Annotated in this window: 12 protein-coding genes; 6 read left to right on the forward strand and 6 right to left on the reverse strand. The window is 58.8% G+C overall.

The window, feature by feature from the left end; genetic code table 11:
* Window positions 1-12: 12 nt before the first annotated feature.
* On the forward strand, window positions 13-1716 hold the full coding sequence (locus tag NMB39_RS12840; protein ID WP_494339123.1) for an AMP-binding protein: 1704 nt from the start codon (window positions 13-15) through the stop codon (window positions 1714-1716).
* Between the two features lie 24 nt (window positions 1717-1740).
* Here NMB39_RS12840 and NMB39_RS12845 read toward each other — a convergent pair whose 3' ends face one another.
* On the reverse strand, window positions 1741-3828 hold the full coding sequence (locus NMB39_RS12845; RefSeq protein ID WP_232923738.1) for a M10 family metallopeptidase C-terminal domain-containing protein: 2088 nt from the start codon (window positions 3826-3828) through the stop codon (window positions 1741-1743).
* A gap of 383 nt (window positions 3829-4211) precedes the next feature.
* Complete coding sequence (locus NMB39_RS12850) at window positions 4212-5327, reverse strand: Gfo/Idh/MocA family protein (RefSeq protein WP_057025255.1); 1116 nt, start codon at window positions 5325-5327, stop codon at window positions 4212-4214.
* A gap of 331 nt (window positions 5328-5658) precedes the next feature.
* Between NMB39_RS12850 and NMB39_RS12855 the strand changes: the two genes are divergently transcribed.
* Together NMB39_RS12855 and NMB39_RS12860 are read left to right on the forward strand one after the other, a co-directional pair.
* Complete coding sequence (locus tag NMB39_RS12855; RefSeq protein WP_494340595.1) at window positions 5659-6699, forward strand: WD40/YVTN/BNR-like repeat-containing protein; 1041 nt, start codon at window positions 5659-5661, stop codon at window positions 6697-6699.
* Between the two features lie 16 nt (window positions 6700-6715).
* The gene (locus NMB39_RS12860; protein ID WP_057025257.1) at window positions 6716-9091 is read left to right on the forward strand and encodes an efflux RND transporter permease subunit; all 2376 of its coding nucleotides are present in this window, start codon (window positions 6716-6718) and stop codon (window positions 9089-9091) included.
* A 55-nt stretch (window positions 9092-9146) separates the two neighbouring features.
* Here NMB39_RS12860 and NMB39_RS12865 read toward each other — a convergent pair whose 3' ends face one another.
* Window positions 9147-14255, reverse strand: a complete 5109-nt coding sequence (locus NMB39_RS12865; RefSeq protein ID WP_231989026.1) for a dermonecrotic toxin domain-containing protein — start codon at window positions 14253-14255, stop codon at window positions 9147-9149.
* 290 nt (window positions 14256-14545) lie between these two features.
* Here NMB39_RS12865 and NMB39_RS12870 point away from each other — a divergent pair, with 290 nt between their 5' ends.
* From NMB39_RS12870 to NMB39_RS12880, 3 genes are all read left to right on the forward strand, one after another.
* Window positions 14546-14842 carry a DUF5629 family protein gene (locus tag NMB39_RS12870; RefSeq protein ID WP_057025259.1) on the forward strand — a complete coding sequence of 99 codons (297 nt, stop codon included), beginning with the start codon at window positions 14546-14548 and terminating at the stop codon, window positions 14840-14842.
* Window positions 14829-16004 carry a lactonase family protein gene (locus NMB39_RS12875; RefSeq protein ID WP_494339122.1) on the forward strand — a complete coding sequence of 392 codons (1176 nt, stop codon included), beginning with the start codon at window positions 14829-14831 and terminating at the stop codon, window positions 16002-16004. Before NMB39_RS12870 ends, NMB39_RS12875 begins: the two co-directional genes overlap by 14 nt.
* Before the next feature lie 156 nt (window positions 16005-16160).
* Window positions 16161-16340: a hypothetical protein gene (locus NMB39_RS12880; protein WP_043050891.1), complete on the forward strand. Its 180-nt coding sequence runs from the start codon at window positions 16161-16163 to the stop codon at window positions 16338-16340.
* 56 nt (window positions 16341-16396) lie between these two features.
* Here the strand turns inward: NMB39_RS12880 and NMB39_RS12885 are convergent, their stop codons facing one another.
* From NMB39_RS12885 to NMB39_RS12895, 3 genes are read right to left on the reverse strand one after another with little or no spacing between them, the layout of a single operon-like run.
* Window positions 16397-16990 (reverse strand): glutathione S-transferase, encoded by a 594-nt coding sequence (locus tag NMB39_RS12885; RefSeq protein ID WP_057025261.1) that lies wholly within the window; start codon window positions 16988-16990, stop codon window positions 16397-16399.
* Complete coding sequence (locus NMB39_RS12890) at window positions 16987-20625, reverse strand: SbcC/MukB-like Walker B domain-containing protein (protein WP_494339121.1); 3639 nt, start codon at window positions 20623-20625, stop codon at window positions 16987-16989. Before NMB39_RS12890 ends, NMB39_RS12885 begins: the two co-directional genes overlap by 4 nt.
* The gene (locus NMB39_RS12895; protein ID WP_306958080.1) at window positions 20622-21863 is read right to left on the reverse strand and encodes an exonuclease SbcCD subunit D C-terminal domain-containing protein; all 1242 of its coding nucleotides are present in this window, start codon (window positions 21861-21863) and stop codon (window positions 20622-20624) included. Before NMB39_RS12895 ends, NMB39_RS12890 begins: the two co-directional genes overlap by 4 nt.
* Window positions 21864-22104: the final 241 nt, after the last annotated feature.

The raw sequence follows: 22104 nt of genomic DNA on the forward strand, positions 1-22104 counted from the left end.
AAGGACACTGCCATGAACGCTATCAGCCTGGAACACAGCGAACGTATCTGGTTGAACGCTTACCTGCCCGGCGTTCCGGCCGACATCGATGCCGGGATCGAGGACTACCCGTCATTGCGCGAAGTGTTCCTGGAACACCTGGAAAAATTCCGCGAGCGGGTCGCCTACGTCAGCATCGGCACCGAAATGACTTACGCCGACTGGCAGGTCCAGGGCATTGCGTTTGCGGCCTGGCTGCAGGGCCAGGGTGTGAAGAAGGGCGACCGCGTGGCGCTGATGATGCCCAACTGCTTGCAGTACCCGATCTGCCTGTTGGGTACGATCCTGGCCGGGGCAGTGGTGGTCAACGTCAACCCGTTGTACACCGCCCATGAACTCAAGCATTTGCTCAAGGACAGCGGCGCAGAGACCGTGGTGATCTTCGAGAATTTTGCCCGCACCCTGGAAAAAGCCATGGCAGGCAGCAGCGTCAAGCGCGTGATAGTCGCGGCGATCGGTGATTTGTTGGGCACCTTCAAGGGCGCGGCGATGAACTTCATCCTGCGCCGTGTGCAGAAGCAGGTACCAGCCTTCAAGCTGCCCGGCGCGCTGCGTTTCAATCAGGTGATGAAACAGGGCAGGGCGCTGAATCATCTGCCGGTCACCCTGGATCGCGACGAACTCGCCTTTTTGCAATATACCGGCGGCACCACCGGCGATGCCAAGGGAGTGATGCTCAGCCATCGCAATATCATCGCCAACCTATTGCAAGCCAAGGCCTGGGTCGGCGACCAACTGGACCAGCACAAGCAGGAAACCAACGTGACCCTGTTGCCGCTGTATCACATCTTTTCCCTGACGGTGAACTGCCTGATGTTCATGTGCCTGGGCGGGCGCAATATCCTGATCGCCAACCCGCGGGACGTGAAGCGCGTGCAGATGATCCTGCGCAAAGAGCGCTTCAACGGGATTGCCGGGGTGAACACGTTGTTCAACGGCTTGCTGGAGAACAAGGAGTTCTGCGCAAGGGACTTTTCTGACCTGCGCCTGGTGATCGCCGGTGGCATGGCCACCCACACCGCCGTGGCCAAGCGCTGGAAAGAAGTCACTGGGCTGCCGATCGTCGAAGGTTACGGGCTGACCGAATGTTCGCCGGTGGTGAGCATCAGCCCCATCGATATTTCCCGCATGCGCGAGATGGAATTCACCGGCAGCATTGGCGTGCCGTTGCCATCGACCTGGGTGCGCTTTGTTCGCGAAGATGGCGAGCTGGCGGATATCGGCGAGCAAGGCGAACTGCAAGTACGCGGCCCGCAAGTGATGCAGGGCTACTGGCAGCGCCCTAAGGAAACCGCCGAGGTGCTGGACGCCGAGGGCTGGCTGTCCACCGGTGATATCGGGGTGATGGACGCCAGCGGCTATATCCGCCTGGTGGACCGCAAGAAGGACATGATCCTGGTCTCGGGTTTCAACGTGTACCCCAATGAAATCGAGGATGTGGTGGCGATGCACCCGGGTGTCGGTGAAGTGGCGGCCATTGGTGTGGAAGATGCGGTGACGGGGGAGAAGGTCAAGATCATCGTGGTGCGCAAGGACCCGGACCTGACCCAGGAGCAGATCCTCGCGCATTGCCGGGAATACCTGACGGGGTACAAGGTGCCGCGGTATGTAGAGTTTCGCAGTACCGAACTGCCCAAGACGACGGTCGGCAAGGTACTGCGGCGGGCGTTGCGCTGACACTCTGGACGTTGTCAGCAACGGTCAGAGGTAACCATCATCCTGAATGTTGAGGCCAATGACATCCTCGCTGTAGATCGGCCGAGTGCTTTTGATCAGAAAGTCAGTCTTGCGATCACCCGTCAGATCAACGGCGAGGAAGTACCGCTGGGTGTTCGGGTTGAAGGTCAGGAGGGTATCGCCCGGTCGTCCGCTGTATTGACTGACGTGGTTGAGCGTGACCTGTGTGTTTCTACTCAGGCTGCTCAAGTCGATCTTGTCCTGGCCTGTGGTGAAGTCCGTGAGCAAGTCCGGGTTGTTGCGCGTGGAGTCACTGGCGGCCTGGTAGGTGAACGTGTTGAAGCCACCATTACCGGCCAGGTGGTCGGCTCCGCCCCCGCCGGTCAACACGTTATCGCCGCTGTTTCCGACAATACGGTCGTTGCCTTGGCCGCCGACGGCATTTTCGATGAGGGTGTCGGGTGCGATGTACACGTTGTCAGCCAAACCACCGACGCTGGAGCGCGAATTCGGCGCCAGGTTGATTCGCTGGGCTTGCGCGAAACCGGAAAAGTCCAGCGTGTCATTACCCTTTAGGTCATGCACGCTGAAACCGGGTTTGTCAGTGGGAGACGAAAGGCTCGTTTCACGCTGGCCGGTATTGGCATTGAAACCGTAGACGGTGTCGGTCGCATCGCATTCTGAGCGTGCAGGCGTGACCGGAAGCGGCGGAGCGGGGGCCGGCTTGGGTACGGGAATGGGCGTACGTTCTGGTTCTGGTTCTGGTTCTGGATTTGGTTTTGGCGGCACGACAGGTGTAACCGGCACATCTGGCACATCTGGCGTAACGGGTGTGTCAGGCGTAGCCCCCGTCAAGATATCTCCAGGTTTTATCGGGCCTTTGCTCAGGATCACCAGCGCGGATGCAGGGTCGCCATTCACATTCAGGACCAGCCTGTGCAGCTTGATGTTTGCATCGTAGTCCAGCGTCAGTTCACCTTTGCGCCCCGTGTGTTGATCAACGAATTCGAGATTCTGGAGGCCCGCCTCTTTCAATAGTCCAGATAGATCGATCTTGTCGATACCGCTCGTGAAGTCCGCGAGCGTATCCGGGTTTTTAGCTGGTGAGTCGCTGGCCCGGTTATAGACAAAGGTATCTGCGCCTGCACCCCCGGTCAGCGTGTCGCCTCCTGCCCCTCCCGTCATGCGGTTGTTGACGTGATTGCCAATCAACACATCGTGCCCGGAGCCGCCGATAGCATTTTCCATGACAACGCCCTTGGCGATGGATACGTTGCCCATGCGGCCGCCCACATCCGAGAGTGTCTCGGCACCCAGGTTGATCTTTTGATTCTGCCTGAAGCCGGAAAAATCCAAGGTGTCTTCGCCGCCGCCGTCCCAGACACAAAAGTTGGTCAACTCGTCGGCGGAAGTCAACGTATAGTGGTCACGCTCAGTATTGGAGTTGAAACCATAAGTTGTATTACCTTTTCGAGTTTCGTAATTGGGTTCGTATAAAAGGTGGGCGGCTGCGATATCGTGCATGGCCGGGGTCAAGTTGCTATCCGAAACACTCACGCCGCGCTCATCGGCTGGGCGCCACCACTTGTTGTTGTAACTCATGGCTGTATGCGTGTGGCTGTTTTCCGGATAGTTCCCGTTTGGATGTTGTAATCCCAAGCTATGGCCAAGTTCATGAATCATCGATGAATGGGGTGGGAAATTCTTGTCACCCACGCCGATGCCTATATTGGCTTCTCCCTGATCATTGGGCATGACTGCATACCCGCCGACCCCATTGTTGGCATGAAGTACAAAAAATGCGTCTGCATGCTTGGCGTTTTCGGTGAACTTGACCTTGACCACATCCTCCCAAGCCTTGATTGCGCTTCTGAACGCTTTCTTTCTGGCCTGGCTGAATTCAAGCGCACCACCGCCCTTGAGCCAGGCTGTGTCCGGGTCCGCGGGATTGAAGAACTTGTAAGAAACCGATACTTGGCCATCGCCATTCTTATCCTTTAGTTTCAAGTTTTCGCGAGTAAGTTGCTGGGCGACTTTGTCCGATAGAGAGGAGGAAGCGGCGGGTGATGGCGTGTCGACAGTGGGGGATTGGATTTGCTGGCGCAGGTGCATTGGCGCGTGAGTTCCAGTACTTAGCATGATTGTATTCCGCAAATGTTGATTTTTATGAGGCGCAAAGATATTTGAGTGTCTGGCGTGCGTAAGGTGGCTTGTTTTTTAACAGAAGGGTAGTGGGGTATTTATGTCGGTGTGTGATAACAAGTTGGAAGTGCTTTAAAGTGTTGCGTATTTGCGTAGCGGTGTATGAAGTGTGTTTTTTTCAGAGCGCAGATATAGCGATTTTAAGTTAGGAAAAGTTACTCGTTGCAGTGCGATCAAACATTTTTTTACTGAGTTGAATGATGGTTACATACTGATGGATAAGCAGGACGGTGCACGCCGACCCCGTAGGCAAGGGCGGCGTTGGACCGTCTGATCGGATAGACCTGTGTGCTCTATAGTTCGCTGACCTTGACCCAGCGTTCTTCGCGAGCCGCCACGCGAATCGCCGCCGCTAACCGCTCAACTTCCCACGCGGCCTCGAAGTCCGTTCCATCGGCGCCCTGGCCGGCCAGGGCCATGATCAACTCCTGCACCTCCAGCGTCTTCAGCTCGTTGTAGCCCAACTGGTGCCCCGCCGCCGGGCTGAATGCGGCATAGCCGGGCAGGGCGGGGCCTGCCAGTACGCGTTGAAAACCATCCTGGCCGATGCGATACAGGCGCAGTTCATTCAAACGTTCCTGGTCGAACGCCAAGGTTCCCTGGGTCCCGCTGATCTCAAAGCCCAGGTGATTTTTGTAGCCGTGCTTGAGCCAGCTGCTGCTTATCGTGCCGCTGGCACCGTTGGCAAAGCGCAGCAGGGCATGCACCTGGTCATCCACGGCAATCGGTTTCAAAGCGCTGCTGCCCTGGGTGACGGGCCGTTGAGCGTGGACGGTCTGGGTATCGGCACACACACTGACTACATCACCGACCAAATAGCGCGCCATTGACAGCAGATGACTACCCAGGTCGGCCAGGGCACCACCGGCGTGTTCGACTTCACAACGCCACGACCAGGGGGAGCTCGGGTCGGCCATGAAGTCCTCGCTGAATTCACCCTGGAAGCTGATGATCTCGCCGAGGTCGCCGTTGGCAATCATCTGCTTTGCCAGCACGATCATCGGGTTGTGCTGGTAGTTGTAGCCGACCCGTGTCACCACCCCGGCAGCACTGGCGGCGCGGCGCATGGCGTCGGCCTGCTCGAGGCTGACGGCCAGGGGTTTCTCGCAATACACCGCCTTGCCTGCCGCGATTGCGGCCATGGCCATGGGATAGTGCAGATGATTGGGCGTCGTGATGGCAACAACGTCGACCTTGGGGTCGTCGATCAGTGTTTGCCAGTTGCCATGAGCCTGGGCAAAGCCCCAAGTCGAGGCACAGCGCTGGGCGCGCTCGGTGTCGGCATCGGCCAAGGCGGCCAGCTTGAGGTGCACCGGCAGTTCAAACACCGCCCGCGCGTTATTGAACGCCAGCGCGTGGGCGCGGCCCATGAAGCCTGTGCCGATCAAGCCGATTCCGAGTTCACGCATAGCCGTGGTCCTTTGGATTATTGTTTTCAGGAAGGCTATTAATGGAATAAATATTCGTTTAATTCAATAGGTGGAATAAAAATTCATTGCTCTTCAGCAAGTGCGCTACGCGCCATAGGCTCATCATTTCTGCTGATAAAGCCATATTCACCCCTGGCCAAATGCCGCCAGTTAACAAAAGATAACGCAGCGCCGATTGTCAGACGATTCCAAAGCCCGATAGGATGGCCCCTGCTTACTCCAGGCGCTCTAGATTGCAGGTTTCACGGCCCTGGAAGATGAGACGACCTAACAATAATAAATGGGAGAAAGGTCTATGAGTGAGCCTGTCATGGGTTGGGTTGTTTGCCGCCCACGTGCCGCACGCAGGGTTGCGTTGCTGGCCACAGCGCTCTCGCTGCTTGCCGGGGCCGTGTTGTCGACGCCGGTACTGGCTGCCAGCGATTCCACCGCCGCCGTGGTGTTTGCGATTGAATCGCCCAAGGCTGCCAAAGGCCTGATGATCGATGTAGTCCACGCAGGCAAGCGCCTGGTGGCGGTCGGCGATCGCGGGCATATCCTCTATTCCGATGATCAGGGCAACACCTGGACCCAAGCCAAGGTACCTACCCGGCAACTGCTCACGGCGGTGTTTTTCGCCGATGACAAGCACGGTTGGGCCGTCGGCCATGATGCGCAAATCCTTGCCAGTGCCGATGGCGGCGCTACCTGGACCCAGCAATATCAAGACCTCAAGCGCGAAGCCCCGTTGCTCGATGTATGGTTCAACGATGCCAACCATGGCCTCGCCGTGGGCGCCTATGGTGCGCTGATCGAAACCACCGACGGCGGCACGTCCTGGAACGACGTCAGCGACCGCCTCGACAATGAAGACCAGTTCCACCTCAACGCCATCGCCTCGATCAAGGGCGCCGGCCTGTTTATCGTCGGTGAGCAAGGCAGCATGTTCCGCTCCAGCGACGACGGCCAGAGCTGGGAAAAACTCGAAGGCCCCTATGAAGGCTCGCTGTTTGGCGTGATCAGCACGGCGCAGCCGCAGACCCTGTTGGCCTACGGTTTGCGCGGCAACCTGTATCGCTCCACCGATTTTGGCAGCACCTGGGATCAGGTCGAGCTCAATGCCACACGCGGTGCGTTGGAGTTCGGCTTGTCTGGGGCGACGTTGCTCGATGATGGCTCCATCGTCGTCGTCGGCAATGGCGGCAGCGTGGTGGTCAGTCATGACGACGGCCAGACGTTCAGCGTATTCAATCGCCCGGACCGGATTTCACTCTCGGCGGTCACGGCCGCAGGCAATGGCAACTTGATTCTGGTCGGGCAGGGCGGCGTTCGTGTCGCCACGCCCGCTGGCGCCGAACTCGTAAAACAATAATAAGGGCGGGGAAAGCATGAGCAGTCATCACAACGATAAAGCGACCTTTCTTGAGCGCCTGATCTTCAACAATCGCCCGGCGGTGATCATCATCTGCCTGCTGGTGAGCGTGTTCCTGTTCTGGCAGGCGACCTTGATTCGCCCGTCCACCAGCTTTGAAAAGATGATCCCCCTCAAGCACCCCTTCATCGAAAAGATGATGGAGCACCGCAACGACCTGGCCAACCTGGGCAATACCGTGCGTATCTCGGTGGAGGCCAAGGACGGCGACATCTTCACGAAGGAGTACATGGAGACCCTGCGGCAGATCAACGACGAGGTGTTCTACATCTCCGGCGTCGATCGCTCGGGCCTCAAATCATTGTGGAGCCCCAGCGTACGCTGGACCGAAGTGACCGAAGAAGGCTTTGCCGGTGGCGAAGTCATCCCGCAGAGCTACAACGGCTCGCCGCAAAGCCTCGACCAGCTGCGTAACAACGTGCTCAAGTCCGGCCAGGTCGGGCGTCTGGTGGCCAACGACTTCAAGTCGAGTATCGTCGATATCCCGCTGCTGGAGTCCTATCCAGACCCGCAGGACCAAGGCAAATTGCTGGCCTTGGACTACCAGAAGTTTTCCCATGAACTTGAGGACAAGATCCGCAACAAGTTCGAGGCGCAAAACCCTAATGTGAAAATCCACATCGTCGGTTTCGCCAAGAAAGTCGGCGACCTGATCGATGGCTTGATCATGGTGGTGCTGTTCTTTGGCATCGCCTTCATGATTACCCTGGTGCTGCTCTACTGGTTCACTTGGTGCATCCGCAGCACCATCGCCGTATTGATCACCACCCTGGTGGCGGTAGTCTGGCAGTTGGGCTTGATGCACGCGGTCGGCTTCGGGTTGGACCCATACTCAATGCTGGTGCCGTTCCTGATCTTCGCCATCGGTATTTCCCATGGCGTACAGAAGATCAACGGCATCGCCCTGCAATCCAGTGACGCCGATAACGCCCTGACCGCCGCACGGCGTACCTTCCGCCAGTTGTTCCTGCCGGGGATGATCGCGATCCTCGCCGACGCGGTGGGTTTTATCACGCTGCTGATCATCGACATCGGCGTGATCCGCGAGCTGGCCATCGGTGCTTCCATCGGTGTGGCAGTGATCGTGTTTACCAACCTGATCCTGCTGCCGGTGGCGATCTCCTACGTGGGTATCAGCAAGCGCGCGATTGAGCGCAGTAAAAAGGATGCGCATCGCGAACACCGTTTCTGGCGGCTGCTGTCCAAATTTGCCAGTCCGAAGGTCGCGCCGGTTTCGATTTTCCTGGCGCTGATCGCCTTTGGCGGCGGTCTCTGGTACAGCCAGAACCTGAAGATCGGCGACCTTGACCAAGGCGCCCCGGAACTACGCCCGGACTCGCGCTACAACAAAGACAACAACTTCATCATCAGCAATTATTCCACCAGTTCCGACGTACTGGTGGTGATGGTCAAGACCAAGTCCGAAGGATGCTCGCGCTACGAAGCCATGGCGCCTATCGACCAGTTGATGTGGAAGATGCAGAACACCGAGGGCGTGCAGTCGGCAATCTCGTTGGTGACCGTGTCCAAGCAGATGATCAAGGGCATGAACGAAGGCAACCTGAAATGGGAAACCCTGTCGCGTAACCCGGACGTGCTCAATAACTCCATCGCCCGCGCCGATGGTCTGTACAACAACAATTGCTCCCTGGCGCCGGTGCTGGTGTTCCTCAACGATCACAAGGCCGAAACCCTCGACCGCGCCGTGCATGCGGTGCAGGACTTCGCCAAGGAGAACAACAAGGACGGCCTTGAATTCATCCTCGCCGCCGGCAATGCCGGGATCGAAGCGGCCACCAATGAGGTGATCAAGGAGTCGGAGCTGATCATCCTGATCCTGGTGTACCTGTGCGTAGCGACCATGTGCATGATCACCTTCCGCTCCTGGGCGGCGACCCTGTGCATCGTGCTGCCGCTGGTATTGACCTCGGTACTGGGCAACGCACTGATGGCGTTCATGGGGATCGGCGTCAAGGTTGCGACCTTGCCGGTAGTGGCCCTGGGCGTGGGGATTGGCGTGGACTACGGCATCTACATCTACAGCCGCCTGGAAAGCTTCCTGCGCGCCGGCCTGCCGCTGCAGGAGGCGTACTACCAGACGTTGAAATCCACCGGCAAGGCCGTGCTGTTCACCGGCCTGTGCCTGGCCATCGGCGTGTGCACCTGGATCTTCTCGGCCATCAAGTTCCAGGCCGACATGGGCCTGATGCTGACCTTTATGTTGCTGTGGAACATGTTTGGCGCACTGTGGCTGCTGCCGGCCCTGGCGCGGTTCCTGATCAAGCCGGAGAAGCTGGCGGGGCAGAAGGGTAATTCGTTGTTTGCCCACTGAGCCAACGAAAAAAGCCGCACTGAGTGCGGCTTTTTACTGCGCCTAAGGCTTAGGCTCACAATCTCAGGAACAACTTCTCATCCAGAGGCGCTGTGATCCTGGCTCTGATTATTTTCTCCACGGTGCCATTTTTTCCCGCTTCGCGAATCAAGTCCTTTTGGGTTTTGAGCTGCTGGGATGCGATTTTCAGATGCGCAGCTGTGTAATCGGCGTGTGGCCAGTTTGCCTTTGGGTAGTGAAAGTGGGCATACCATATCGGTTTTTCTTGGCCTTTTTGGCGAACGGAGTATTCGGTGAAGAAATCACCACTCTCTGTAGGCGTGTCCCGCTTCACCAAGTTGATATCGACAAAACCATTGCGCCACAAGAAGTCTACATTTTCCGCAGTCGGCGGCTGAACCAGATAGCCGTCCGCCGCATGTTGGCGGGCTTTGTGCAGCAACTCTTCAGCGGTGGCTCGCCATCGTGCAACCAATTCGGCCGTTTCAGGCTTGGCGTGATGGCTGGCTTCGGCTTGCTCCGCCATTACCTTGAGTTGGCTGGCCGGTGCCTGCAGCATGTCGTACCAATCCTTGGGGGAAAGGTTGTCGCGTCGCAGCGGATCGGCAAGCTTCGTCTTCTGGAAGCGAATTGAACGTTCGATATTGACTGTGCCATCTATCAGCGCTTGTACCTCTCTCTTGTAGCTCGCCAAGGACTTCGTGGGGGAAGACTCATGGGTCGTTTGTACGGGCTCAGCAGGGATGATTCTTACCCATCCACGACCATCCACATCCGAGTGGTCGCTGTAGCTCGCCACGGGTTGGCCGCTTTGTGGGTCGAGCACATCGACAATATCAAAAGTCTGACCGGGTTCCGGGGCGCGTAGGGTGCCGAGCAAGGTCTCCTTGTGTTCGGTCTTGAACACGCGTTGATTACGCGGTCTGGTCTGTTGGTCGCTGCGTGCGGGCGCTGCTGGAATCAGAAACTGCTCTTCTTCGACGACCTGGACCAACTCGGCCTCCGCTTCGGCGATGAGCTCATTGAGCACCTCGGTGAAACGCTGGTGGTATTGCGCCCGAAAGAGCTCCGGATACTCCTCCTGCATAAGAACGCTATCGCTTAATACCTGTTTGTATTTAGTGATAATGGTAGTCAGTGTGGCATTGCGCTCGCTTAAGGTGTAGCCGGTGTATTGGCGCAGATCGTTAAAAGCGGCCATTTCGCTTTTCAGGGATTCTGTCAGGAAACGTTTCATTTGCAGGCGATTGGTTGCCTCTGCGCTGCGGGCTGGCCATGTTGTGGTCATTAGCTTGAGGAACGACATCCTGTTCAGTTTTGATGTCAGTATTCTGGCGGCGGGAGGGGCGGTGTAGCGCTCTTTGATGTACTCCTCGGCCTTTTTATTACCAAAGGGGGAGTCTTTCTTCCACTGATCAAATGCATCACTGACCGCCTGCCTCGACGCCAATAGATTCTCAGTAGCGTGATAGGCCACTTCGGACACCTCCATTGACTCATCGTAAGCGATCCTGGAGCCGTTATTGGACTGCTGCATCAACTCCTCCAGCGAGGCGCCGTCCACTCCAATGTAGCGGGCGTCGTTGAACAGAGCCGTGTAAATATTATCTATTTCAATCAGGGCGTGCAGGATGCCTTGGTATATGGCAGAGCGGTCCTGTTTGAATTGGGACGAGTCGTCGATCCCGCCGATTTTTTTTGGCGCAATAATTTCAATGGTTTTTTCGCTGGCCGCCTTGAGGGCTTGTGTCAGCGGCTTGAGCGCCTGGAGTTGCTGGTCCAGATTACTCTTGAGCGCCTTGGTGACCTGGCACTGTTCCAGATAGGGCGCAAGAAATCGCTGTGCTGCATCCTCACTACTGGATAGGTTGCGAAGCGTCTTGAGCTTTTTTCGAGCGGTCTCGTACTCGGAGAGGCTGGTTTTGATCTTATCGATTTTGGTTGCATGGGACTCTGCCAATTTGGTCGCTTCCCGGAAGCTGCGCTTGTAGGTCGTTTTTACTTGTTTCTGCGCTTGCAGGTCTGCTATGACCGTCTCCTGCGGGCTCTTGTTTTTCAGCATTCCGCCCTTGAGCTTGGGGGCGACGTCAAAATACCAACGACCCTGGGCATCGCGTTGTATGGGCGGCGCCGTACGTGCCTTGTTCTGTTCATCAATAACGAAAGGGCCGTCCAGGTCGATCGCTACGCGATACCAGTGATTGTCGATATTGGCGTACAACTTGTCGTTCACTTGGTACAGGCCTTTCTTGATACCTTCGGCGATGGGCGAGCCAGGGGCGGTCGGTGCCGTTACTTTGAACGAGTCGATGTGCGCAAGCAGGCTTGGCGTCAAGCCTCGCGGGCTGGATAAGCGGATATCGATGGCCGTACCGTCGCCGCCAAAATTGCCGGAGGAGGGAGGCGTTGGGTCCTGATGGATCACAGCCTGGCGTGTTATTGGCTGATTGCTGTCGCGAGGGCGCGGACCGAGGCTGTCGGAATGGGCGTCCTGCTTGAAGTGTTCAAAGGACCGCGCTGGCTTGCCAGGCTCGCCGGTCGGAGCATGGGTCAGCGTCATGCCCAAATTGATCAGCAGGTCGATCACCGCTGAAGTCGGGTCCGGGTCGTTTGGTGTGGAGAGCCGCTTGATGTCTTCTTCGCTGTTGGCCAATTGCAATAACCAACCTGCCATCGCCCCGGGCCCACGCAATACCGGCAGCAATGTGTTGAACAACAGCCAGCCGAGTTCCTTGTGCGAGGCCCAGCGGCTTTCAGCGTCGGAGGAAGATTGGCCTTCTGCCAGGGTGATCAGGCTATTCGCGTTGGAGTGGAACCAATGCTTCATCAGGTCGCCGTTGAGCAGGTCTTGGCGTAGCGCGGTGGCGCCCGCATAACCGTCGACCGCAAGGGTCGTGGGCTTGGGCGTGGTGGGCGGGTCGAACTCATTGAATACGGAGTAGCGTGAAATATTCGGCGTGCGAAAACCGCCATTGCCATAGACCGCTCGGACCCGGTCATCCTTCAACCAGGCCAGAACGCTTTCTTGCAACGGGCCAGGCTTGCGGATGGCCTCCAGCAGTGCCTCGCGGCTGGCAAATTCGAGCAAGGCAGGCTTCATCTGCGGACGATAGAGCAGATGCGGGCCGCTGGTGGCGTTCAGCGGTTCGATCAAAAACATATTGTCGACCTGGTCCGGTGTGGCCCCCTGCTTGCGTACAAATGCCAGGGGGCGCACGGTGATCTCTTGTCCGTCTACCTGTTTGCTGCCCGCGCCAGGCTGGATGATCGCCTCAATAAAACGATAACCCTGGGTGCTGATGCCGGCCTCGCCCTTGAGTTTGAGTTCCAGCGCCTGCATGGCGAGCTGGATCGGCACCTGTTCGACAAAACGCGCGGTCCGATCCCGAGATAGCTCGGTGTCGCTGAGAAGTTCGCGCTTCAACAGTTGTGGGTAGTGCTGACCGATATCAACGCGGTTGATCAGGTTCTTGAGCATTTGCGGCATTTGCGGGTCGCTGACCGGTTGCCCTCGCAGATGAACCTCCATCTGCCCTTTGGGCAAGCCTGCTAGGTTTTCCAGGGCCATGTCGACCAGGCTCATCTTCACCCGTTCGATGTAGCCGCTGCCCAGGTTACCTACGGCAACCTTGAACACCACTTCCACATCCTTCGCCGTGTAGCCCTTGCCGGACAATTGCTCGTCCAGCTGTTGCTCGGTATAGCTGCGGATATCGGGGATACCGTCGAGGAATGTACGGCCGTCGTTGCGCTTGACGCTACTGGCCAGTGCCAGTGAATGATGCCGATAGGTGTCGCGCTCCGCTTCGTTGGCGTTTTTGAGCCAGGCTGGCAAATTATCAAGCAGTCGCCCAACCTCGGCAGCATTCGCAGCATAGGCGCCGGTAAACCAGGGGCTCGGGTCGCTTGCCTGGGAAAATGCCTGTTCCAGCTGATCAAGCGTACCCGACGTCGGAAGATCAATGGACGCCACGTTTTCCACCATGGCATTGAGGATGAGTGCCGCTTGTGTATCAAAAATGTTCGCGTCGGGCTCCTGGCGCTTCCAGTCAAGGCTATCGAAGACAAATGCTTTCTCCTGGTTTCGCCCCCAGGCTTGGCCGAATGCCTGTAATGAGTCATACGGTGTCACGACCCCAGCAGGGGTTGTATGCAACACCTGCGTACGACCGGCGACCTCTCGTGTGATTAACAGGTCAGGGCTGAACTGAGCGTATTGAGTGGCGCCGTGGCTTATGGTGGTATCGAGGATAAACACCTTGGCCGCAGCGTTTCCATGTGCAGCTTGGCGTTGCGCACGATCCGGGTAGGTTGCGACCTGATCGAGGGTTTGGCGTTGCAATTCAGTGAGCCCTGGCTGTTTCAACGCAGCGGTTCTGAGGGTGTCCCTGAGTGTGTCACTGAGCCATAGCCAACGGCTTGTCTCAGCGCCGAGGGTGTTTTGGGCGGAATAGGCGTTGCCGGTGAAATGGCGAACCAGCGCTTGTTCGAACCCGCTCTTGAGCGTAGTTCGCAGGCTGCGGATGATCAGTTCAACGGCCTGCATATCGATGCCTGGCACCAGCGCTCCCGCCAAGGGCCCCGGCTTGAGCGTATGGCCCGTGGCTTGATCAATCAGCGTGCAAGCTAGTGAGTGTCTATCGGTAAAGTCCAGCTCGCCGTCGCGGGTCAGGTATTCCAGGGCCAGGTCCAGCAAAGGGGTCAAGCAGTATTGGGGGGGGTTGTTGGAAATGGGTTCGGCCAGCGCTGTGTATTCAGGGTCAAACGCCAAGGTGGGGTACAGGTTTGTGATGGCGTCGCTGAGTAAGTTCGACACCACTGAGCGAAGCGTGGGCCGGCCAGCGAATTGGTGTGCGACCGTGTTGGCAGTGACGTCGGTAGCGGGCTGCGGTGTTGAAATCGTAACGGCAGGCGACGGGTTCAGCGGCACAAAGGTCAAGCCGGACCTGAGCGATGACGACCCCGCCGATACATCGTAATGAACGGTGGTATCGCGCCGGCGTCTGCGCAGTGATTGGTCGTGGCCTGTTTGGGGTGAGGCGTCGGAGTGGCTGCCAAGGGTTGTTTCGGACACTTCACCCGGCTTACGGGTAACGGGCGCAAGCGGTAAAGGGCTCAAGGTGTGGTCAAAAAGGCGGTTAGGGTGATTTCCATGGATCATCATATAGCTTCCTTGTCGTTGAGATCGTGCTCGGCGTAGCGATTTAACCCTGGGCGCATTGAGGCAACAGGTGAGCGGAAACTACCGACCAGCGCTTAACCATGAAATGGACAGCGGATAATCAACTGTTTCCGAAAGTGATGTATCGCCGGCAAATGCCGATGCTGCGCGGGCTCAAGCGGGGTGCGGCAATTATCGCAGCATGTAAATGGCCTGAAGGGTTGAAAGCAGGGTTTTAGGTTGATGCAACAATTTGACCTATCATGAGGTCTTTCCTCTGAACGACTGATGTTATGACTGCCGAAACTGCGACCCTCACGACCGTCCTTGCCACCTGCGACATGCTTGAAATCGATGGCCTGCACGCCTTTGACTTCACGCTTGACGCCGCAAAGCTGCTGATCACCGCCATGGACGGCCGTGCTGAAAAACGCTGGGCATTCAACCTGGCCCAGGTCCAGGCGGCCAGGTTTGACGACACCCTGCAAAGCTGGACCCTGACCGGTGATTCAGGCGAGCACCGCCTGATCTGCATGAGCGCCTTCACCGGCAACAATAACGATGAGGATCAAGCCGATGTTGATGCGTAAATTCTGGCCCCTGTTGATGGCGGGCAGCGTCGGTGCCATGTCGGTGCAGGCTGCACCGGCTGACACCTATGAACTGTTGGTGGGCAGCTACACCGCCGGTACCAGCGAAGGGATCTACCGGCTGCAGTTTGACAGCCGAACCGGCCAGTTCAGCGGCCAGCCCGTACTGGCTGCCAAGACGGCCAACCCCTCGTGGTTGACGGTTTCCCAGGACCAGAAGTACCTGTTTGTGGTCAACGAGAACGGCCCGGGCCAGAAAGACCCGGTCGGCCGTGTCAGCAGCTACCGCATCGACCCAAAGAACTATCAGCTCACCCTGATCAACCAGGTTCAGAGCCTGGGCAATGAGCCTACCCATTCCAGCGTCGCCGCCGATGGCCGCCACCTGTTCGTCGCCAATTATTCGGTGCTGGAAGACCCGGGCGGCAGCCTGGCGATCCTGCCGGTAGACGGCGAGGGCAAGCTCTCGGCCCCGGTGCAGTTGAGCGGGCACCCGGCCAGCCGGGTGAACCCTGAGCGCCAGGCCTCCAACCATGTGCATTCGGTGGTGTCGTCGCCGGATGGCAAGTATGTATTCGTACAGGACCTGGGGGCGGACAAGGTGTTTGTCTACCAATATGACCCCAAGGCCAATCACGAACTGCCGCTGACCCCCGCGAACCCGCCTTCGGTGCAGTTGCCGCCGGGCAGTGGCCCGCGCCACTTGCTGTTCAGCGCTGACGGCAAACACGCCTGGTTGACTACCGAGATGAGCGCCCAAGTCGCCGTGTTCGACTATAACGACGGCAAGCTGACGCAAACCCAGTTGCTGGACTATGCCGCCGGCCAACCGGTATCCGACAAGGCCGGTGCTGCGTTGCATGCTTCAAGCGATGGCAAGTTCCTCTATGTAAGCAACCGTGGCACGGCCAATCAGTTGCTGGTGTTCAGCATCGATCCGGCCACCGCGCACCTCAAGGAAGTCCAGCGCCGCTCCGTCGAAGGTGATCACCCACGCGAGTTCAGCCTCGACCCCAGCGGCAAGTTCCTGCTGACCGCCAACCAGAAAAGCAATGAAATCGTGGTGATAGAACGCGACCCCGAGACTGGCCTGCTGGGTAAAACCGTGCAGAAGTTGCCGATCGATGCGCCCAGCGACATCAAGTTCCTGGTGCGTCAATAAGCCACAGGCCCCGCATTGCGGGGCCTGAGCCTTTGTATTAATTGCATTGATAGCAGCTACTGTTTCAAAGCATTTCTAAGGTCAAACCCTCGGGCGTAAGTTGAGTTCCAAGGCCTCCACCGGCCACTCAACCAAACGAACACAAGGGTTACCGCCATGAACTTGAATCTCTTCTCCATCATCGCTGCTTCCGCTGTTTCCGCCACCGTAGCATTGCCAGCCGCTGCCAGCGTGGAAGTCACCGGCAAAAAATCCAGCGTTACCGCCTATACCCAGAAATACCTGCAACAGAGCGCCAACTTCTACGCGGCGCTGGATCATAAAACCCAGGCTTAATGAAGATCAAACTGTGGGAGGGGTAAGCCCCCTCCCACAGTTTGATTGTGTTGGTTTTAAGATTTTGCCATTACTGCAACAAATAGCGGCGACTCAAGAAACCGCTGCAACCAAGCCTGCAATCGCCGATAGGGCGTAGCCGCAAACCACTCTCGATCCACATGAGCAAACTGCCGTACAAATGGCGCCAGCGCCACATCCGCCAGGCTCAGGTGATCGGCGAGCAAATACTCCCGACTCGCCAGCAAATCCTCCAGCTTCTGCAAGAACACCTCGCCCTCGGCCCGATAATGTTCCATCGGCTGCCCCGGGTAGCGCTCGGCATACTTGTATCGATTCAATTGATGTTTGAACGCCTGATCATTCTCGGCTATCAGCGCCAATACCGCAGGGTTGCCCTTGAGCGCCCAATCATCAGGATCGTGCTGCGCCAGGGCCCATTGCATGATGTCCAGGCTTTCTTCGAGCACTCGACCCTGCACGCTCAACACTGGCACCGTACCCTTGGGCGACAGCGCCAGCATCTCGGCCGGCTTGGCTTTCAGGCTGACTTCGACAATGCGCACCGCCACGCCTGAATAACGCAACGCCAGGCGTGCCCGCATCGCATAGGGGCAACGCCGGAACGAATACAGCAGCGCCTCGCTCACTTGACCTCCAAAGTACTCAAGCCATTACCCTGGCGCTTGACCTGGATCTGCACCGGGATGCGTTCGTGCATTTCCTGCACGTGGGAGATCACCGCGACCTTGCGGCCCTGGGCCTGCAAGCCGTCCAGGGCGTCCATGGCCAATTGCAGCGACTCGGGGTCGAGGCTGCCGAAACCTTCGTCGATAAACAGCGATTCGATCTTCAAGGTACTCGACGCCATGGACGCCAGGCCCAGGGCCAGCGCCAACGACACCAGGAAGGTTTCGCCACCCGAGAGCGAGTGCACCGAGCGCAGTTCGTCGCCCATCTCGGTGTCCATCACGAGCAGGCCGAGCATGCTGCCGCCACGTTTAAGCCGGTAGCGGCGCACCAGTTGGCGCAGTTGTACGTTGGCGTGGTGCACCAGCAAATCGAGGTTATAGGCCTGGGCGATCTTGCGGAAGGTATCGCCGGTGGCCGAGCCGATCAGCGCATTCAGGCGCGCCCAGCGTTGCCACTCTTCGTAAGCCTTGGTGATCTGTTCGGTGAGGGCCTGGTTGGCGTCCTGGCGGCGCTGGTCTTCAGATTGACGTGCGCGCAGTTCCGCGCAGTGTTTCTCGCCGTCGGCCAGTTGCTGATTCAGCGTCGCCAGGCTGTTGTCCAATTGCTCGGCGTCCAGATTACCGTTGTGCAATGCCTGGTGTTCGGCCAGGCGTTGTTCACGCTCTTGCAGCAATACCTTGGCCTGCTCGACGGCTTTTTCGCTGTTGTGCAGCTGCTGGCGCAGTTGCGTGACCTGGGCTTCATCGAAGGCCAGCAAGCGTGTCAGGCCGTCGTCATCCAGTTCAGGGTGCAGGGCGCGCCACTCGGTGACGCGCGTGGCCAGGTTGTGTTGCTCAGCTTGCAGTGCTTGCTGGCGTTCCTGCAGGGCCTTGAGGTCCGCCGCCACCTGCACCAGGGCCGTGTGCATGGCGTGCAGTTGCTGGTTGGCATCGTTCTCTGCCTGGCGTGACTGCTCGATGCTCTGCTCCAGCTGTTGCTGCCAGTGTTCGGCGCTGGGGTGGTCACCTAGTAAGGCGCTGAGTTTTTCCTGGATCACCTGTTGCTGCGCCGCCAACTCGTTGACCTGCAGATTCAGGGTGTCGAGTTGCTGCTGACGGTGTTGCTGGTGGGTCTGTTGTTTCTCGATGGCTTGTTGGCGCTCTTGCTGCTCGGCCAGTTCATCACGCTGATGGCTCAACTGTTCCAGGCGCTGGCTGACCTGTTGGTCGAGGCGCATGAAGGTCGTCGCGGGGTCGCTGCGCAAGCCTTCCAGGGTATCGGCGGGCAACAGGCCGGCGAAGGCGTTGAGTTCTGCGCCGAGGCGTTCGCGGTCATTGGCCAGTTCGCGCTGCTGGTCCAGCAGCAATTGCCGGGCTTGCTGGCTGGCGTCCTGGGCCGCTTGCAGTTGTTGCTGCAAGCGACCGGCATTTTGTTGCAGGTTGAGCAGGGCGCTTTGGCGCTGTTCGTCCTGGCTGATGCTTTGGGTCAGCTGTGCCAATTGTTGGGCCAGCCAGGTGCTGCGTTGGGCGACGTCCTGATTGAACAGCGAAGCGGACAGCGAATGGGCTTGCAGACTTAGTGCCAGGCCCTGTTGCTGTGTAGCCAGCTGTTCCTGTTGGCGCAGGAATTCCTTTTGTTCGGCGATCAGGCCGCCGACCTCACCGCGCAACTCGGTGAGTTTTTCCTTGAGGCTGTCGACGGCCTTCTGTGCCGTGGCTTCTTCGTTTTCATCGTGGCGACCGAGGCTTTGCAGCAGGGCTTCGGGCTGGTGAAACGGATGCTCGTGGCTGCCGCATACCGGGCAGGGTTGGTCATCCTGCAACTGCCCGCGTAGTTCCTCGACGCTGGCACTGCGGGCCAGGCGCTGGCGCTCCAACAGTTGCTTGGTCACCGACAAGGCTTGCTCGGCAACACTGAGTTCGGCCTTGGTTTGCAGGCCAGCCTGGTTCATCTGCTCACGTCGTTGCGCAGCGTCGGTCAGTTTCTGCGTCAGCGTGGCAGCCTGTTGATCCAGCTGTTGCTGGCTGTCCCACAAGCGTGCCAGGTCTTCGAAGGCGCGCTGTTGCTTGCGATTGTCCTGCAGCAGGCTGGCCAGCAACTGGATCTGTTCGGCCACCGCATGGGGTTCAGCACCGGCTTCCTGGTAGAGCAGGTCCAGGGTTTCACGTTGTTGGGTGAACTGTGCGTCGGCGGTGTTGGCACGCTGTTCGAGCTGCGGCAGTTCGGTCTGGCCTTTGTTGAGGCGATTGCCGACCAACATCAGCTGTTGCAGGCGGTCGCGGTAGGCGTTCCAGGCCTCACTCAAGGGGGCGAGGGCGGCGCTGTGCTCAAGCTCGGTGGCCAGGCGTTGCAGGCGCTCGGCGACTTGGGCCTGCTTGTCTTGCAAACCATCGAGCAGGGCCTGGCCTTCGGTGCAGGCGTTTGCGTGCTGCTGTTTTTCCTCGGTGCGCTTGGCCAGTTCCCTGGTCAAGTGGGCGAGGGTGTTTTGTTCTTCCACGGCCTGGCGCAGCAAGGGCGCGGCGTCGGCCTGGTTTTTCAGGGCCTCGGCCAATGCCGCGTGGGCGGCCAGTTGCTGCTGTTGCGCCTGTTCCTGGCGGCTATGCAGGGCGACTTGCTGATCGAGGTGCTGCTGAATCTGCGCGGCGAGCGGCGTCAGCAAGGTGTCGAGTTCTGCCTGGCGCAGGAATTGATGGCGTTGCGGCGCCAGCTGGTCGAGGCGACTCAGGTCCTGGCGTTGCGGGCCTTGGCTGTCCCAGTGCTGTTGGGCTTGTTGCAACTGTTCGACGGCGCTGAGCTGGCGCTCCTGCCATTCATGCAGCTCCTTGAGCCAGGTGTGCTGCAACTCCAGTTGCTTGAGCTGGGCCTGGCGGGTCTTGAGCTGTTGCTGGGCTTCGTTCAGCTGTTGATCCAGCTCGGCACGGGCTTCGGCGGCCAGGGGCACTACGCCGGTGGCCTGGTCTTGCAACTGTTTGTGGGCGTCCTTGGCGTCCTTGGCCTTGTCGAAGGCACGGCGGCCAAGCTGGGTGTACAGCGCGGTGTCGGTGAGCTTTTCCAGCAGTTCGCTGCGCTCATTGTCATTGGCCTTGAGAAAGGCGCTGAACTCGCTTTGCGCCAGCAACACCGCACGGGTGAACTGCTCGAAGTTCAGGCCCAAGGCCAGTTCCAGCTGGGTCTTGTATTCGGTTTTCTGACTGGCCAGCAGTTGCTCGCTGTCCAGGTCGATCAGGCTTTGCCGGCTGTTCTGCAACTTGCCGCTGGCTTTGTCGCGGGCTCGGTTGGCTTCCCAGCGCGCGCGATAGCGACGGCCGCTGACGCCGACGAAATCCACCTCGGCGTAGCCGCCACCGGTACCGCGGCGAATCAGGGTGCGCGGGTCACCGATGGAGATATCGGAGTCGGCATCCGGCATCTTCGCCTGGCCGGTATCGCCCAGACGCGGCACCGCGCCAAACAGCGCCAGGCACAATGCATCGAGCAGGGTACTTTTACCGGCACCGGTCGGCCCGGTGATGGCAAACAGGCCCGCACTGGCCAGGGGCTCGGCGGTAAAGTCGATTTCGAACGGGCCGGCCAGGGAGGCAAGGTTTTTCAGGCGGATGGCAAGGATCTTCATGGTTGTTCACCCGCTTGTTGTACTTCCTGGAGCAGCACGGCGAAGTCTTTCAAGGTCTGTTCATCCACTTCGCTGCCATAGCTGTCCTGCCAGGCACGGCTGAACAGTTCCTGGGGCGTGAGCTGGTCGAGTTCGATCAAGCGCTCGTCGTCGGTTTCGATGTTGCCGCGCTGGCCGGCGTATTCGGCGGCGATGCGCACCAGGCGCACGGCCTTGCCTTGCAGGGCGGTTTCGATCTGCTGGCGCAGGTCGGGTTGCGGCTCGTCGAGGCGCACGCGCACTTCCAGCCAGGGGTGGCGCTGGGTTTCGGCCAGCAGGTCGATGTCCGGCAGCGCGGCCAGTTGCGTGAGAATCTCGGCCAGGGGCGCGGCTTCCAGGCGTTGCAGGTTGACCGAGCGTGGAATCAGCAACGGCTCGACGCTGACCAGCCGTTCGCCTTGAAACATCACGTCGAGTACCTGGTGCTTGTAGCCGATTTCGGAAAACGACAGCGGAATCGGCGAGCCGCTATAGCGAATGCGCTCTTCGCCATTGACCTTTTGCGGCTTGTGCAAATGGCCGAGGGCAACATAGCCGACGCTTTTATCGAAAAGGCTGGCCGGCAGCGCCTCGGCGTTGCCGATGATCAGGCTGCGCTCGGAGTCTTCCGACACCGAACCGCCGGCCATATGCGCATGGCTGATGGCTATCAGCGCCTGGCCTTTCTTGCGTTTGGCGTTGGCGGCGGTGATCAGCCATTCATGCACCTGGCCGATACCGCGCAGGTAGTCATCACCCAGCTGTGCACCGGTGACTTCCGCCGGGCGCAGGAAGGGCAATGCCAGGCACCAGGCGGCAATCTTGCCTTTGGCATCGGGCAGTGGAATCAGCAGGCGTTCGGCATCCAGTTGGCCGTCGTCCAGCCACAACACCCGGCCCAGGGCATGGGTGCGCAGGCGGCGCATCAGCGGTGCGGGCAATTCGATACGCGAACCGGAGTCGTGGTTACCGGCGATCATCACGATGGTCAGTTTCGGGTTTTGTTCGTGGGCGCTGATGATGAAGTCATACAGACGCTCCTGGGCCTTGAGCGGCGGGTTGACCGTGTCGAAGATATCCCCGGCGATCAACAGCACATCCGGGCGCTGGGCGTTGAGTTGGCCCAGCAGCCACTCAAGGAAACAGGCGTGTTCGAAGTCGCGTTCCTGGCCGTGGAGGTTTTGGCCCAGGTGCCAGTCGGAGGTGTGGAACAGACGCAAGGCGAACTCCGTGGAGAAGATGAAAAGGAGGGGAGTTTACCTGTAAATGCACACGGGATGCCTGCGAGTGACCCAGATCTGATGTGAGAGGTCACTCAGCTTACCGGTCGCTGACACCGCCATCGGGGGCAAGCCCCCTCCCACAGGGGTTATGGGGTGTTAGTGGATTTGGATACAGACAATCCAGCGCGCGGTGAGACCATATTGATCAGGCGACGCAGGGCAAATGTGGGAGGGGGCT

The organism is Pseudomonas sp. FBCC-B545 (assembly GCF_059134095.1).